Here is a 13,831-nt window from a genome sequence, read left to right on the forward strand (position 1 = left end):
TTTATGGAACATGCAGAACACGGCAATTCTAACGCGCCTATGGAATATCAATCTGAAACCGGCAGACTCAATATTCTCGGGTTTTGGATCTTTTTAGGGGCAGAGATTGTGTTGTTCTCAACACTATTTGCAACCTTCTTCGTTCTTCAAAGAAGAACAGCAGGAGGAGTCTTACCGGCTGAATTATTTGAAGTGAAGCTTGTCATGATCATGACATTCCTGCTTCTGATCAGCAGTTTCACCTGCGGGATCGCTGTTCATGAAATGCGTCGCGGAAGTTTAAAAGGCGTCGTCATTTGGACGATCATTACGCTTCTTCTCGGCGCGGGCTTCGTCGGATGTGAGCTTAACGAGTTCATCCACTATGTACATGAAGGAGCATCTCTCGGTACAAGTGCTTTCTGGTCTGGATTCTTCGTCCTTCTGGGAACGCACGGAACGCACGTAACGATCGGTATCTTCTGGATTGCCGGCATCTTACTGCAATTGAAGAAACGCGGATTAACGCCGCAGACGTCTTCAAAAATCTTTATCTCAAGTTTATACTGGCACTTCTTAGACGTTGTTTGGATCTTCATCTTTACAGGCGTCTATCTCATCGGATTGGGGGGACTATAATATGGCAAACAAATCTGCTGAACACAGCCACTTTCCGTGGAAGCATATCGTAGGTTTTGCGTTGTCTATTATTCTGACCCTGCTGGCCCTTTGGGTTGCAGTATATACGGATTTAAGCTCATCAGCAAAACTCTGGATCATTTTCGGATTCGCATTTATCCAAGCCGGTCTTCAGCTTCTCATGTTCATGCACATGACAGAAAGCGAAAACGGCGGAATTCAAGTCGGAAACACGCTCTTCGGATTTTTCGGAGCGATTGTTATCATCCTTGGTTCCATCTGGATCTTTGCGGCGCACTACCATCACGGTGACCATATGGATGGAAACCCTCCTGGCGGTGCGAAGCATCATTCCGAACATCAGGAATAAAAAGAAACCCTCTTCGTTTATGCGAAGAGGGTTTTTTGTGCCTTTATTGGCTTCTTCTCCGGCGCAGGCGCGGAAGGCCGTAAATGATAAAGGCGGCGATATGGGCAACGATGACGTTGACGGCAAACAGGATGATCATGAGTGTGTGGCCGAGAGGGGATAGGCTGCTGGTTGCGTAAAAGTAGAAGAAAACCCACATGAGAATAATTGGCGGTATGGCCGAAAGAGCGACTTTTTTGTTATCCAGCCAGATAAAGAGGGGTGTTGCGCTCGCGACCAGTAAATAAGCAAAAAACATGTCCATCTTACATGTCTCCTTTCATTTTATGGGAGCGTTTCCAAAATGAAATACAGAGAGTGAAATGTGTCTGTTTTGTGGTCGTTTTTTGAACATTTTGTTACAATTATTATACCATGTTTTCCAATTTTTGATACCGCTTTTTCGAGAAATGTATTGCAACTATTGCCTCATTTTTGGATAGGTACAAGAAACCGGAAAGGCCAAATACCCTGTCACATTTCCGGACAATGGAATGGCGCAGGCTGTGAACCTTTGCTATGGTCAAAGAAACATGCACAGCAAGGGTGGTTTGAAGTGGACGTAAGGAAAGAAGATGTCACAGCGCCGGATGTCATTGCGCTTTTGCAGGACCATTTGAAGAGCATGACCATGCATTCTCCTCCGGAAAGTATACACGCGCTCAATGCGGACCGGCTGCGTCAGCCTGACGTTACGTTTTGGAGTGCGAGGGAAAACGGCATCCTGCTCGGCTGCGGTGCCTTAAAGGAGCTAAACAGCCGGCACGGTGAGATCAAATCAATGAAAACCTCTCGGCATCATGTCAGAAAAGGCGCAGCCAACCAGATCCTCCGCCATATGCTTGAAGAAGCAAGGCGGAGGGGCTATCAGCGGATCAGCTTAGAAACCGGTTCTATGGAGGCTTTTCTCCCCGCCAGACGCCTGTATGAAAAAGTCGGGTTTCAATATTGTAATCCGTTTGCACATTATAAAGAGGACCCGAACAGCTTGTTTATGACGTTAAACATAGACTGAAACCCCTTTTCTGACGAGAAGGGGTTTTTTATCGGAAAAGTTTCGTCACGACCGAAACATTTCCTTTTCTGACACGTCATATGTCGTGTAGTCCCCAAACCGTAAAAAATAAAAAGGAAGCAACCTCATCATGTTTTCTTGAACAGTGTTCATGTATAATAAACAATAGTGACTTCCGATGAAAATGTAAGGCGGGATAGAATGAGTCGATATAAGAAACAGCAAAATCCCTATTATCAGGGGGATTTGATTTTTATATTTGGTGTGTTTTTAATAATTAGTGTGGCGGCGATTTATGCGGCCGGACAGTTCGGGCAGTACGGAGGCAGTGCCTGGATGAAACAGATTGTCTTCTATGTTATAGGTGCGGGATTCATCGGATTATTGCTGTACTTTGATTTAGAGCAGCTTGAGAAACTGAGTCTGTACGTATTGATTGCCGGCGTGCTGTCGCTGCTCCTTTTGCGTGTGGCGCCGGAATCCATCGCGCCGATTAAAAACGGAGCGAAGAGCTGGTTTCAAATCGGCAACTTTACCCTCCAGCCCTCTGAGTTTACGAAAATAGGAATTATGATGATGGTCGCGTCCATTATATCGAAGGCGGGCCCGAAGGATCAAAGGTCACTTCGGGAAGATGTGAATCTGCTTTTGAAAATTGCGGCATGGACGGTTATTCCGATCGGGATGATCGTTTTGCAGGATGCCGGAACGGGTGCGATCTGTCTGTTTATCGTTATGGTGATGGTGTTTATGTCAGGTGTAAACTGGAAGCTGATCACCATTATCGGCGGTTCGGCCGCGCTTGTGCTTGGCCTTTTCTTAGTACTGGTAATTGAATTTCCCCATGTGGCGAATTCGATCGGCATTGCGGATTATCAAATTAACCGGATTACATCGTGGATGTCTGACTCCAGTGCGGCAACGACTCAGGCAGAGAGCGATAAAAGCTGGCAGGTGGATCAGGCCGTTATGGCGATCGGATCGGGCGGCATTACCGGAAACGGCGTTCATAATCTAAAGGTGTACGTACCTGAGGGACAGACCGACTTTATCTTTGCGATTTTGGGTGAAAGTTTTGGATTTTTGGGGTGCGCCATTGCGGTTGTCATGTTTTTCTTTTTAATTTACAGACTTGTGGTGCTGATTGACCGCTTGCATGCGTTTAACCGATTTGGCGCGTTTTTTTGCGTAGGATTTACTGCACTTATCGTGATTCACACCTTCCAGAACATCGGGATGAATATCGGCATTATGCCGGTTACCGGTATTCCGCTGCTGTTTGTCAGCTATGGGGGGAGCTCGGTGCTTTCTACATTAATCAGCTTCGGGATCGTATATAACGCAAGTGTGCAGCTGACGAAATATAAAAGCTACTTGTTCAATTCTTAATGTGAGACGGCTCGTTTTCCGGGCTGTCTTTTTTTGTTTAGAGCATTTCGCTTTTGACATGATTCCCTTTCGGATATGATATAGAGAGAAGGAGGCTTTTATATGAACAATACCATCGAAACTATACTTAATCATCGGTCGATCCGATCATTTACTGACGAGCTTCTGACAGCAGAAGAGATAGATACATTAGTGAAAAGCGCCCAGGCGGCGTCAACGTCCAGTTACGTGCAGGCTTACTCCATCATCGGCGTAACTGATAAGGAGAAAAAGCGGAAGCTGGCGGCACTGGCCGGAAACCAGCCTTACGTCGAAAATAACGGGCACTTGTTTGTGTTCTGCGCTGATTTGTACCGTCATAAAAAACTTGCTGAGGAAAAAGGCGAAAACATTACCGAGCTTCTTGAGAATACGGAAATGTTTATGGTCAGCGTCATTGATGCCGCACTTGCCGCACAAAATGTAAGTGTTGCCGCGGAATCAATGGGGCTTGGCATTTGTTATATCGGAGGCATTCGAAATGAACTTGATCAGGTGACGGAAGTGCTTGGTACACCTGACCATGTGCTGCCGCTGTTCGGCTTGGTAGTCGGTCATCCCGCTCATCCGTCCGGTCAAAAGCCGCGCCTGCCGAAACAAGCCGTATATCATGAAAACACGTACGATACGAATGAAGAACACTTCCGCAGTTATATGAAGGAATATGATGAAACCATTTCCGCTTATTATGATAAACGGACAAACGGCAAGCGGGTTGAAACGTGGTCTGATCAAATTCTGCAGTTCATGAAACAAAAACCGAGAACCTATTTAAATCAATATGTAAAAGATAAAGGTTTTCAAAAGAATTAAGAAAAAACCTCTCCTGACGGGAGAGGTTTTTTTATGTTTCACGTGTAACATATTTCGACAAAATGGAACAAGGTATATAAATGTTTATCATCAGGGATGCTTATAAGCATACAGAAAGAAAAAACGGCTTAGCAGTGGTACGATGTTGATGAGGTGACAGTGATGATTTCATTAAGCATATTAGATCAATCTCCTGTATCAGAAGGGAGTTCTGCGGAAAGTGCTCTGCGGAATACAGTAAGACTGGCGCAGGAGGCGGAAAAGCTCGGATATAAGAGGTTTTGGGTGTCAGAGCATCATTTTTCAGAGCGGTTGGCGGGTTCAAGCCCTGAAGTGCTGATCAGCCATATTGCGGCGAAAACGAATGAGATTCGTGTAGGCTCGGGCGGTGTCATGCTTCCGCATTACAGCGCATATAAGGTGGCGGAGAATTTCCGCGTGCTTGAAGGGTTGACGCCGGGCAGAATCGATCTCGGATTAGGGAGAGCGCCGGGCGGAATGCCGATCGCATCATGGGCGCTGAATGACGGCGGGAAGCGTAATGCTGATCAATATCCGCAGCAGATTCGTGAGCTGACGATGTATCTGCATGATGCAGCTGATGACAATCACCGTTTTCCGAATCTGACCGCATCACCCCTTATTAAGACGGCGCCGGAAGTCTGGCTTCTCGGTTCTTCGGGGGAAAGCGCGCTTCTGAGCGCAGAAACGGGAGCAGGCTATATGTTTGCCCACTTTATTAATGGAGAAGGCGGAGAAAGCACGACGGCACAATATAAGCGCAGATTTAAACCTTCTCTATTAGGAAAAGAACCAAAAACAGCCGTGGCGGTGTTTGTGCTGTGCGCGGACACGGAAGAGAAAGCGAAGGAACTCGCGGCCGTCATGGATTATACGCTGCTTGCGGGTGAACAGGGGATTCCGCTTCACGGCGTACCGTCTTACGAAACCGTCCGCGGCAATACGTATACACCGTATGAACAAAGACGAATTGCCGATAATCGGAATCGAATGATCATCGGAACGAAGCAGCAAGTGAAAGAACAGATTCTGGCTCTCAGTAAAGCATACGGAACAGAAGAAGTGATGGCTGTAACCATTACTCATCATTTTGAAGATAAACTTCAATCATACCGCCTGCTTCGAGAAGCTTTTGACGATTAATCAGAAAGAAACCCTGCTGATGCTCCAGCAGGGTTGTTCGGTTATTCAATGATAAAAGGTTTTTCAGTCAGCACCTGGCTTGATTTCCCTTTGTTCGCGGCATAGGCCAGCATATAATATTCTCCTGCCGGCAGTGCGGTGTCACCATTGACTTTGCCGTTCCAGTCGAAATATTGATAGCCTTTATCCTGCTTTTTGTAGATGCCGGCTTGGCCGACAAAGTCAAGATTGCTGTCATATACAAGGAAGGCAAGCTCTTCGGCTCCCGCCGGAAGATAGGTTTCAATTTGGTAGGTTCCCTGCGTTGTGCCGTCCTGCACGTCGATTGACGTCACGCGCGGATAGTCCGGCTCTTTTACAATCAGCAGCGTCGGCACTTTTGCGACTGTTTTTCCGCCTTCTCGCACTGTGACGGTTCCCTCATAGGTGCCTGCCTTTACTTTTTTGGCATTGACCTTTACTTTCGCATTGACCTTTCCGGTTTGATGAGCGGGGATCACGACCCGGTCTGTGCCCGAAACGGTAATGCCCGTGCCGTTGAAAGAGTACTCGAGCTGATATGATTTTCTGATGGACGATTGGTTTTCAATCGTAAAGGTTTCTTTTTTCGTTTCATTGCCTTTGTCTTTCATAAACGTTCCGTAAGAATAACTTCCCGGGGCGACAAGGGAGTCTGCTTTGATCGCTTTCATGATTCTGATGCTTCCGGCGCCTTGCGCATTATGCGGGTATACGTCACCGTCCGCGTCCGTTAAGGTTTCGGCCGTGTTCATGAGAGCGGCTTTTATTTGCTCCGGGCTCCATTTCGGTTTGGCCTGCTTGATGACGGCAGCTGCGCCGGCTACATGCGGGGAAGCCATGCTCGTTCCCTGCTTCGATCCGTAGCCGTACGGGTCGGCCGGATCATGGGTCGGAATAGTACTGACGATATTTACGCCGGGAGCGGAGACGTCAGGTTTAATCATCCACGTGTCCATAACCGGACCGCGTGACGAAAAGTCTGCCATTTGTTCAGTGAGCGATTTAGCCACGGATAAATTGAAAGTCGCTTTTGTGCCGCCCGCTTTTAATTGGCTGACGAGTTTTTCGCCGTCTTCTGATGAAAGCTTAATCGTCGGCACGGACATGCCCGGTACGTTGGCTTCAATTTCTCCCGGGGCATTGTTATACACAACCATACCGATCGCGCCCGCTTTTTTGGCGTTGTCGGCTTTATCCACAAAGGCGATGCTGCCCCGTTTGACGACCGCGACTTTTCCTTTCAGATCTTTGCCTTCAAAATCCTTTTGCTCGCCGATACCCGCCTCTATGAGCTCTGTTTCTTTTTTATTCAGTGCTTTTATGTCATCTTCTTTGTTGTAGCCCATTACTTTCGCTGAGGAATAGGAACCGAAGGAGACGGCGTACTCGTTCAGCGGCAGCTGGGTCGCTCCGACGGAGATGGCTTCTCTGGACGTTCCCGGAGAGCCGACGGTCCAATTGTTCGGCCCGCTGTTTCCGTTTGATGTAACGGCCGTGACGCCTTCTGACATCGCCCAGTCAAGCGCCGTGCTTGTCGCCCAGTCTGGGTTATTCACAGAATTGCCGAGAGAAAGGTTCATGACATCCGCTCCGTCCTGTACCGCGCGTTCGATGCCGGCGATGACGTTCTCCGTTGTTCCGCTTCCGCCCGGACCGAGCACACGGTAGGCAAGGAGTGTAGCATCCGGCGCGACGCCTTTAATCGTCCCGTTTGCCGCTACCGTGCCCGCGACATGGGTTCCGTGGTCAGTCGACGCGCCTCTCGGATCACCGGACGGCGTTTCTTCAGGATCGTAGTCGTTATCCACAAAATCGTATCCTTTATATTGTCCGAAATTTTTCTTTAAGTCAGGGTGTTTATATTCGACACCGGTGTCAATAATGGCAACCTTGACGCCTTTACCCGTATAGCCGAGCTTCCACGCGTCATTTGCCCCTATATAAGGCGCGCTGTCATCCATCTGCGGAGACACGGCATCCTTAGATAGGGTGATGTCTTTATCTTTGAGCTGATCGGTATGATAGGTAACATTCGGATAAACCGCTTTGACATCCTGATCACTCAGCAGTTTGGGGATTTCATTTGCCGGGAGTTTCATGGAGAAGCCGGAAAACACTTGCTCGTATTCTCTGTTGATTTTTCCGTGTTTAACGGTTTTGAGCGCTTTCTTTTTCACTTTTGCGCGTTCGCTTTTCAGCTTGCTTTTTGTCTGTGCTTTGCCGAGTTCCTTTGCTTCCGCCAGTGACTTTTCCTTCAGCTCCACGATGACTGTCGTTTGTTTGCCGGTGGTCATATCAATGTCACCGAACACCTCAGCCTTCTCAAGATCCGGAGTTTGCGGTTTTGAAGCCGGCGCAGCCTGTGAACTTGTGGATAAGGTAAAGGATAAGACAAAAGCCGGAAGCAGATAACGGATGATTCCTTTTTTCAATCGTGTTTCCCCCTTTTTCTTTATCTAAATTAGAAATCTAGTATATATTTCTTGAAAATTCAAAATAATCCTTGTGACATATGACTCATTTATGGAAATTGGTCTGTGAATAAGGAGGGAGTTATACACAGAATCCTGTGCATAACTGAATAAATTTGTGTATATATATTGTTGGGAACGAATGTTCCTATACAAAATATAGATCAAGTTTGTGGATATGTGGATATACCCTGTGTTTAAGCTGTGCTTAACCAAGGGATAAAGTGTGTATAACTTTTTTTATCGGCTTTTCCATTTTTCAGGTCATTTCCATCAGCTTTCAACAAAACTTCTGAAAACTAGTTTGTTTTTTCACTCATATTGTGACAAACAATTCGCCCGGCCGCGTCTATCATAGAGTCATAGGGTTGCTAGACCCGCTAGTTTTTAGCGGAGAAGGATCGGCCGCCTTTTCCGTTAAAGCGGAGAGAAAAACAGGCCTGCGAACAAGCTGTCTGTCAAAAAGAAGCGGAGGGATGATTTGCAATGAAACGTTTGCTAGTATCTTTACGGGTGTGGATGGTCTTTCTGATGAACTGGATGGCGCCGGGTAACGGAAGATATCCATTAGCCGCCGTGTACGGAAACCAAGCGGCTTATCATAAGAAAGCGAAGCGGACGGCTGGGGCTTTTTCGTTTGTGAGCCGTGTCCGATCGGCGGATTTGACCGATGAAACGAAATCGGCCCGCGGCAGGCTGGATAAAAACCGATGGATGCCTGCCCGCAAAGAATTGCCGAAACGGGAGCGCGCGGGTCCGACACCTTTACATCATATGAAAAAGAGGGTACAATCCCACTAAACATAAGAACGGGAGCGAACCTCTTGAGAATAGACAAAGTATTAAATAACAATGCGGCGTTAATAAAAGAAGACGGACGGGAAAAGATCGTAATGGGTCCCGGAATCGCTTTTCAAAAGAGAAAAAATGATGTGATTCAAAAACATAAAATTGAAAAAATATTTGTCGTGCACGACGAAAATGAAAAGTTCAAACAAGTGTTAGAAACGCTTCCCGAAGAGCATATAGAGGCGGCTGAAGATATCATCAGTCATGCGGAGGGAGAGCTTGCGGCACCTTTGAGCGATCACATCCACATTGCGCTGGCGGACCATTTATCCTTTGCGATCGAAAGGATTCAAAACGGCCTTCAGGTGCATAACCGATTGCTTCATGAAATTAAGGCGCTTTATAAAAAAGAATATGAGATCGGCCGCTGGGCGGTTGAACACGTGAAACAAACCCTCGGTATATCATTGCCTGATGATGAGGCGGGGTATATCGCGCTTCATATCCACACTGCCAAGGCGGATGCCAAAAGCATGTATTCGGCGATGAAGCATACAACCATGATCAAAGAAATGATCGAAAAGATCGAATCCTTTTTCGAACAGAAGGTGGATGAAGACAGTATTTCCTATCAGCGCCTCGTCACGCACTTGCGGTATGCGGTCAGCCGGTTGGACTCAAATGAAGCACTCCATTCCATGGACGAGGAGATGCTTTATTTCATCCAAAAAAAGTATCCGTTTGCTTATCGGTGTGCGCTTGAACTGGCGGCGTTTTTAAAAACTGAATATGATTTGGAACTGCCGGAATCCGAGGCCGGCTATATCACGCTGCATGTCCAGCGTCTGCAAAAAAACCCGGAATAACGCGTCTGTTTCGAGAAACAGACTTTTTTTTTGAAAACATATTGACGAAAGCGCTATCATGAAATAAAATGAAAGCGCATTAAAAAACTGAATCCGGCGGGATTGTGACTGGTAATGCAGGCAAGACCTAAAATTTGCGTACATGAAAAAGGGATCATGCTGACCTTTTTCGTTGGCGAATTTTAGGTCTTTTTTGATTTTAGAAAGGGGGATACATAATGAATTATCAAGAAACGGCAAAACAGCTTATCAAACACATCGGAGGGAAATCAAATATCATCAGCGCGACACATTGCGCCACACGGCTCAGGCTCGTCATTCAAGATGAACAGAAGATCAGCCAGGCCGGCATTGAAGAGACAGAAGGAGTAAAAGGGGCTTTCAGCAGCTCGGGGCAATATCAGATTATATTCGGCACCGGCCTCGTGAATAAAGTGTATGACGCTTTTTCAAAAGAAGCCGATTTGGAGCGGGAGGATCGTGAGACACATCAGGACGCGGCGAAAAAAAAGCTGAATCCAGCCGCAAGATTTGCGAAAACACTGTCTAACATATTCGTTCCCATCATTCCGGCTATCGTGGCAAGCGGACTTTTAATGGGGCTGCTCGGCATGATGAAGGCTTTTCACTGGGTGTCTGAACAATCATCGCTGTTTAAGCTTCTAGACATGTTTTCAAGCGCGGCGTTTATCTTCCTGCCCGTATTCATCGGGTTCAGCGCGGCGAAGGAATTTGGCGGTAATGCCTTTCTCGGTGCCGTGCTCGGGGGAATTATGATCCATCCGGCGCTTTTGAATCCGTGGGGGCTTGCGGATGTACCGCCTGATTTTATGCAGCTCTTCGGCTTCGACATTGCGCTGCTCGGCTACCAAGGGACGGTCATCCCCGTACTGTTAGCCGTTTACATTATGAGCAAAGTGGAAAAGGGCACGCGAAAAATCGTGCCTCACGCATTCGATTTATTGGTCACGCCGTTTGTCACGGTGATTGTCACAGGATTTATCACCTTTATCGCAATCGGTCCGCTTGGCAGGGCGATCGGATCAGGCATTACCGTCTCGCTGACGTATGTGTATGATCATGCGGGCATTGTTGCCGGACTGCTTTTCGGAGGTCTTTATCCGCTTATTGTGCTTACCGGTGTGCATCACAGCTTTCATGCGATTGAGGCCGGCCTCATCGCTGATTTGGGCAGAAACTATATCCTTCCTATCTGGTCGATGGCGAATGTCGCTCAGGGCGCGGCGGGACTGGCTGTATTTTTCCTGACGAAAAAAGCGAAAATGAAAGAAATCGCTTTGCCTGCCGCATTTTCCGCTTTTCTCGGCGTAACCGAACCAGTCATTTTCGGTGTGAACCTAAGATACCGCAAGCCGTTTATCGCGGGAATGATCGGCGGAGCGCTGGGCGGAGCCTATGTCGTGGTGACCGGTGTCGCCGCCAATGCCTACGGTCTGACCGGAATTCCGATGATTGCCATCACGGCTCCGCTCGGTTTAGGAAATCTTATAAACTATCTGATCGGAATGGGCATCGCCTCTGTCTCGGCGTTTATTGCCGCTTACATTATGGGAGCTAAAGAAAAGGAGGCCGTCAAATGAGGACACCGGATCAAGAGCTGCGCCTGCAGGCTGAGGAAGCGAAAAAGAAGCGGCAAGAAACAGCCGCGTCAGATCCATACCGCCAGAACTATCATATTATGCCGCCGGTCGGGCTTTTAAATGATCCGAACGGCGTGATTCAATGGAACGGCGTATATCACTTGTTTTTTCAATGGCAGCCATTTCATACGGGGCACGGCGCGAAATTTTGGGCGCATGTGACGACGAAGGATTTCGTTAATTGGAAAGAGGAGGAAATCGCGCTTGCGCCGGGTGAGTGGTATGACAAAAACGGCTGTTATTCCGGAAGCGCCATCGAAAAAGACGGGCGGCTCTGCCTGATATACACAGGCAATGTCCGTGACGGAGAAGGCAATCGGGAAACGTATCAATGCCTCGCCGTATCCGAAGACGGGATCGTGTTTGAAAAAAAAGGAGTTGTCGCGCGTCTCCCGGAAGGCTATACCGCTCATTTCCGTGATCCGAAGGTTTGGAAGAAAGACGGAACATATTACATGGTGCTCGGCGCGCAGACAGAAAAGCTCACCGGAAGCGCTGTATTGTTTACATCAGAGAACTTGACGGATTGGACGTTTCTCGGTTCGATTGCGGGGGCGGAATCCGGCGGTCTCGGGTCATTCGGCTATATGTGGGAATGTCCCGACCTGTTTTCCCTTGACGGAACCGACGTGCTGCTCGTATGTCCGCAGGGGCTTGAAGCCGACGGGATAAAATATCATAACAGCCACCAGGCGGGCTATTTCCTCGGCAGGTTTCATACAGAGCCGCCAGAATTTAAGCACGGTGAATTTACGGAGCTTGACAGAGGATTTGATTTTTACGCGGCGCAGACGCTGGAAGATGATAAGGGACGGAGAATTCTGTTCGCGTGGATGGGCGTTCCGGATCAGCATGAGGACAAACATCCGACACATGCGTATCACTGGATTCACTGCTTAACGATGCCGAGACAGCTGTCACTGTCCAACGGCAGAATCATACAGCGTCCGCTTCCGGAAATGAAATCACGCCGCACGGATGAGCAAAAGCGCCGTCTTCAATTAGAGTGCTCGTCTGTAAGCCTGCCGGTGAAAGATGCGTCCCGGGCTGAAGTGCTGCTGGAAGACATCACTTGCGAATCCGGTTTTGAAATCTCAATTCGGGGCGCGGCCCGGTTTATATTTCATCAGGAAGAGGGGCTGGCTGTGCTGGAGCGCACCGCTTTCAGCGGAGAAGAAAAAGAAAAGAGAAGCTGCGCCGTCAGCGAGGTGCATTCCGTGCAGCTCTTTCTGGATGCATCCTCCATCGAATTGTTTTTGAATGATGGAGAAGAGGTATTCAGTGCCAGATATTTTCCTTTCCCGGGAAATGATGACGTAACCGTCACTTCGGTAGGAAAAACGGAAATAAATGGCTCAATTTGGACACTTTTGTAGAAAATCGTTCTTTTTTCTTATGTGAAACCTATGCCATCTGTGCTATTCTTCAAACGAAAGACTATGATTCCAGGAATAAAAGGAGTTGTTTTCTCAGTTTTGAAAAATCAGAAGATGACGCCGAAATGTTTACTTGTCAAAGCCGCAGAGCAAGTGGAAGATAAGCGGGAAGAATATAAAGAAGTACTGCTTCAGCTGAATCGCATGCTCAAGAGGGCTGAGCCGCACAATGAATGGAGTGATCGGCTGATGCATACATATGAACAGATGAAGGAATATGCGCTGTTTGTGCAGTCTATTGAGATGTTTTTGCGGTCATCCGCGAAAAAAATGAAATAATCCCCCTCGATCATGAGGGGGATATTTATTTTATTTTCCGCTAAGACGCATCGCCGAATGTTTAGTCGGTCCGATGTATTGGTTCAGCGGGAAGGATTCTTTGATTGCCGCGGTGATAAATTCTTTTGCCGCATAGATGGCTTCCTTCACTTCAGCGCCTTTGGCCAGTTCTGCCGTCACGGCGGCGGAGAATGTGCATCCGGCTCCGTGCGTGTAAGGTGTATCAATCATTTCGCTTTCTAATACTTCCGCGGTTTCTCCGTCATACAGCACGTCGATCGCTTTTTCATGTTTCAATTTGCCTCCGCCTGTAATCAATACATATTTCGCGCCGAGTTCGTGAATTTTCTTGGCCGCTTCTTTCATGTCTTCCACCGTTTTTAATTCATCCATACCGCTCAGCTGGCTTGCTTCAAACAGGTTGGGCGTGATGACGGTTGCCAGAGGCGCCAATTGGGTGCGAAGCGCTTCGGCATGCTCCGGATACAGCACTTCGTTCGCTCCTTTGCAGACCATGACAGGATCGATAACGACATTCTTCAGCTGTTTTTCTTTAATCGTTTTCGCCGCAAGCTCTATGATCTCCACGGTAGGGAGCATTCCCGTTTTCATGGCGTCTACGCCGATTCCGTCAACAATCGTCGCCAGCTGTGCGCGAATCGTATCAGCATCGATCGGAAATACTTGATGATCCCAGCTGTTCTCCGGGTCCATCGCTACGATCACGGTCAAAGCCGTCATTCCGTATACGTTTTTTTCTTGAAATGTTTTTAAATCGGCCTGAATTCCCGCGCCGCCGCTGGAATCAGAACCGGCAATAGTAAGTGCTTTGTGCATTGACATATCAATGGCCTCCATCAG

The 13,831-nt window shown here is 47.8% G+C and carries 14 protein-coding genes; 11 read left to right on the plus strand and 3 right to left on the minus strand.

Features of this window, described 5'->3' with window-relative positions:
- The first annotated feature begins 3 nt into the window (after positions 1 to 3).
- Complete coding sequence (qoxC, locus tag OQ477_RS12560) at positions 4 to 618, plus strand: cytochrome aa3 quinol oxidase subunit III (protein ID WP_003150930.1); 615 nt, start codon at positions 4 to 6, stop codon at positions 616 to 618.
- Position 619: 1 nt separating this feature from the next.
- Positions 620 to 988 (plus strand): cytochrome aa3 quinol oxidase subunit IV, encoded by a 369-nt coding sequence (gene qoxD, locus OQ477_RS12565; RefSeq protein ID WP_007614576.1) that lies wholly within the window; start codon positions 620 to 622, stop codon positions 986 to 988.
- A 43-nt stretch (positions 989 to 1,031) separates the two neighbouring features.
- Here qoxD and ywcE read toward each other — a convergent pair whose 3' ends face one another.
- Positions 1,032 to 1,292 (minus strand): spore morphogenesis/germination protein YwcE, encoded by a 261-nt coding sequence (gene ywcE / locus OQ477_RS12570; RefSeq protein ID WP_003150937.1) that lies wholly within the window; start codon positions 1,290 to 1,292, stop codon positions 1,032 to 1,034.
- Between the two features lie 291 nt (positions 1,293 to 1,583).
- Between ywcE and OQ477_RS12575 the strand changes: the two genes are divergently transcribed.
- The 4 genes from OQ477_RS12575 (at position 1,584) to OQ477_RS12590 (ending at position 5,447) form a co-directional block, all read left to right on the plus strand.
- Entirely contained in the window at positions 1,584 to 2,042 is a 459-nt protein-coding gene (locus OQ477_RS12575; RefSeq protein WP_265972664.1) for a GNAT family N-acetyltransferase, read from the plus strand.
- Positions 2,043 to 2,243: 201 nt separating this feature from the next.
- The gene (locus OQ477_RS12580; RefSeq protein WP_007407709.1) at positions 2,244 to 3,431 is read left to right on the plus strand and encodes an FtsW/RodA/SpoVE family cell cycle protein; all 1,188 of its coding nucleotides are present in this window, start codon (positions 2,244 to 2,246) and stop codon (positions 3,429 to 3,431) included.
- A 102-nt stretch (positions 3,432 to 3,533) separates the two neighbouring features.
- Positions 3,534 to 4,283 carry an oxygen-insensitive NADPH nitroreductase gene (gene nfsA, locus OQ477_RS12585; protein ID WP_007407708.1) on the plus strand — a complete coding sequence of 250 codons (750 nt, stop codon included), beginning with the start codon at positions 3,534 to 3,536 and terminating at the stop codon, positions 4,281 to 4,283.
- Between the two features lie 162 nt (positions 4,284 to 4,445).
- Positions 4,446 to 5,447 (plus strand): LLM class flavin-dependent oxidoreductase, encoded by a 1,002-nt coding sequence (locus tag OQ477_RS12590; RefSeq protein ID WP_265972665.1) that lies wholly within the window; start codon positions 4,446 to 4,448, stop codon positions 5,445 to 5,447.
- A gap of 41 nt (positions 5,448 to 5,488) precedes the next feature.
- Here the strand turns inward: OQ477_RS12590 and OQ477_RS12595 are convergent, their stop codons facing one another.
- The gene (locus OQ477_RS12595) at positions 5,489 to 7,900 is read right to left on the minus strand and encodes a S8 family peptidase (protein ID WP_174736959.1); all 2,412 of its coding nucleotides are present in this window, start codon (positions 7,898 to 7,900) and stop codon (positions 5,489 to 5,491) included.
- Positions 7,901 to 8,425: 525 nt separating this feature from the next.
- Here OQ477_RS12595 and OQ477_RS12600 point away from each other — a divergent pair.
- From OQ477_RS12600 to OQ477_RS12620, 5 genes are all read left to right on the plus strand, one after another.
- Positions 8,426 to 8,740, plus strand: coding sequence for a hypothetical protein (locus OQ477_RS12600; RefSeq protein WP_265972666.1), 315 nt, complete (start codon positions 8,426 to 8,428; stop codon positions 8,738 to 8,740).
- Positions 8,741 to 8,763: 23 nt separating this feature from the next.
- A complete protein-coding gene (locus OQ477_RS12605) occupies positions 8,764 to 9,594 on the plus strand; it encodes a PRD domain-containing protein (protein ID WP_007407705.1) in 831 nt (276 codons plus the stop codon).
- A 218-nt stretch (positions 9,595 to 9,812) separates the two neighbouring features.
- A complete protein-coding gene (locus tag OQ477_RS12610; RefSeq protein WP_014419178.1) occupies positions 9,813 to 11,195 on the plus strand; it encodes a sucrose-specific PTS transporter subunit IIBC in 1,383 nt (460 codons plus the stop codon).
- Entirely contained in the window at positions 11,192 to 12,631 is a 1,440-nt protein-coding gene (locus tag OQ477_RS12615; protein WP_265972667.1) for a sucrose-6-phosphate hydrolase, read from the plus strand. Before OQ477_RS12610 ends, OQ477_RS12615 begins: the two co-directional genes overlap by 4 nt.
- A gap of 63 nt (positions 12,632 to 12,694) precedes the next feature.
- Positions 12,695 to 12,970, plus strand: a complete 276-nt coding sequence (locus tag OQ477_RS12620) for a hypothetical protein (protein ID WP_042635591.1) — start codon at positions 12,695 to 12,697, stop codon at positions 12,968 to 12,970.
- 30 nt (positions 12,971 to 13,000) lie between these two features.
- On the opposite strand, the gene OQ477_RS12625 is transcribed toward OQ477_RS12620, so the two are convergent.
- Positions 13,001 to 13,813, minus strand: coding sequence for a bifunctional hydroxymethylpyrimidine kinase/phosphomethylpyrimidine kinase (locus tag OQ477_RS12625; RefSeq protein WP_003150959.1), 813 nt, complete (start codon positions 13,811 to 13,813; stop codon positions 13,001 to 13,003).
- Positions 13,814 to 13,831 lie beyond the last annotated feature (18 nt).

Origin of the sequence: Bacillus sp. ChL18 (assembly GCF_026241425.1) — a bacterium.
GTDB classification, from domain to species: Bacteria; Bacillota; Bacilli; order Bacillales; family Bacillaceae; genus Bacillus; species Bacillus velezensis.

What these genes read in the sequence shown, in the direction of transcription:
- OQ477_RS12625 (WP_003150959.1), bottom strand. Translation starts at nt 13,813, where the DNA reads ATGTCAATGCACAAAGCACTTACTATTGCCGGTTCTGATTCCAGCGGC.
- OQ477_RS12610 (WP_014419178.1), top strand. Translation starts at nt 9,813, where the DNA reads ATGAATTATCAAGAAACGGCAAAACAGCTTATCAAACACATCGGAGGG.
- nfsA (WP_007407708.1), top strand. Translation starts at nt 3,534, where the DNA reads ATGAACAATACCATCGAAACTATACTTAATCATCGGTCGATCCGATCA.
- qoxC (WP_003150930.1), top strand. Translation starts at nt 4, where the DNA reads ATGGAACATGCAGAACACGGCAATTCTAACGCGCCTATGGAATATCAA.
- qoxD (WP_007614576.1), top strand. Translation starts at nt 620, where the DNA reads ATGGCAAACAAATCTGCTGAACACAGCCACTTTCCGTGGAAGCATATC.
- OQ477_RS12600 (WP_265972666.1), top strand. Translation starts at nt 8,426, where the DNA reads ATGAAACGTTTGCTAGTATCTTTACGGGTGTGGATGGTCTTTCTGATG.
- OQ477_RS12620 (WP_042635591.1), top strand. Translation starts at nt 12,695, where the DNA reads ATGATTCCAGGAATAAAAGGAGTTGTTTTCTCAGTTTTGAAAAATCAG.
- ywcE (WP_003150937.1), bottom strand. Translation starts at nt 1,292, where the DNA reads ATGGACATGTTTTTTGCTTATTTACTGGTCGCGAGCGCAACACCCCTC.
- OQ477_RS12615 (WP_265972667.1), top strand. Translation starts at nt 11,192, where the DNA reads ATGAGGACACCGGATCAAGAGCTGCGCCTGCAGGCTGAGGAAGCGAAA.
- OQ477_RS12580 (WP_007407709.1), top strand. Translation starts at nt 2,244, where the DNA reads ATGAGTCGATATAAGAAACAGCAAAATCCCTATTATCAGGGGGATTTG.
- OQ477_RS12590 (WP_265972665.1), top strand. Translation starts at nt 4,446, where the DNA reads ATGATTTCATTAAGCATATTAGATCAATCTCCTGTATCAGAAGGGAGT.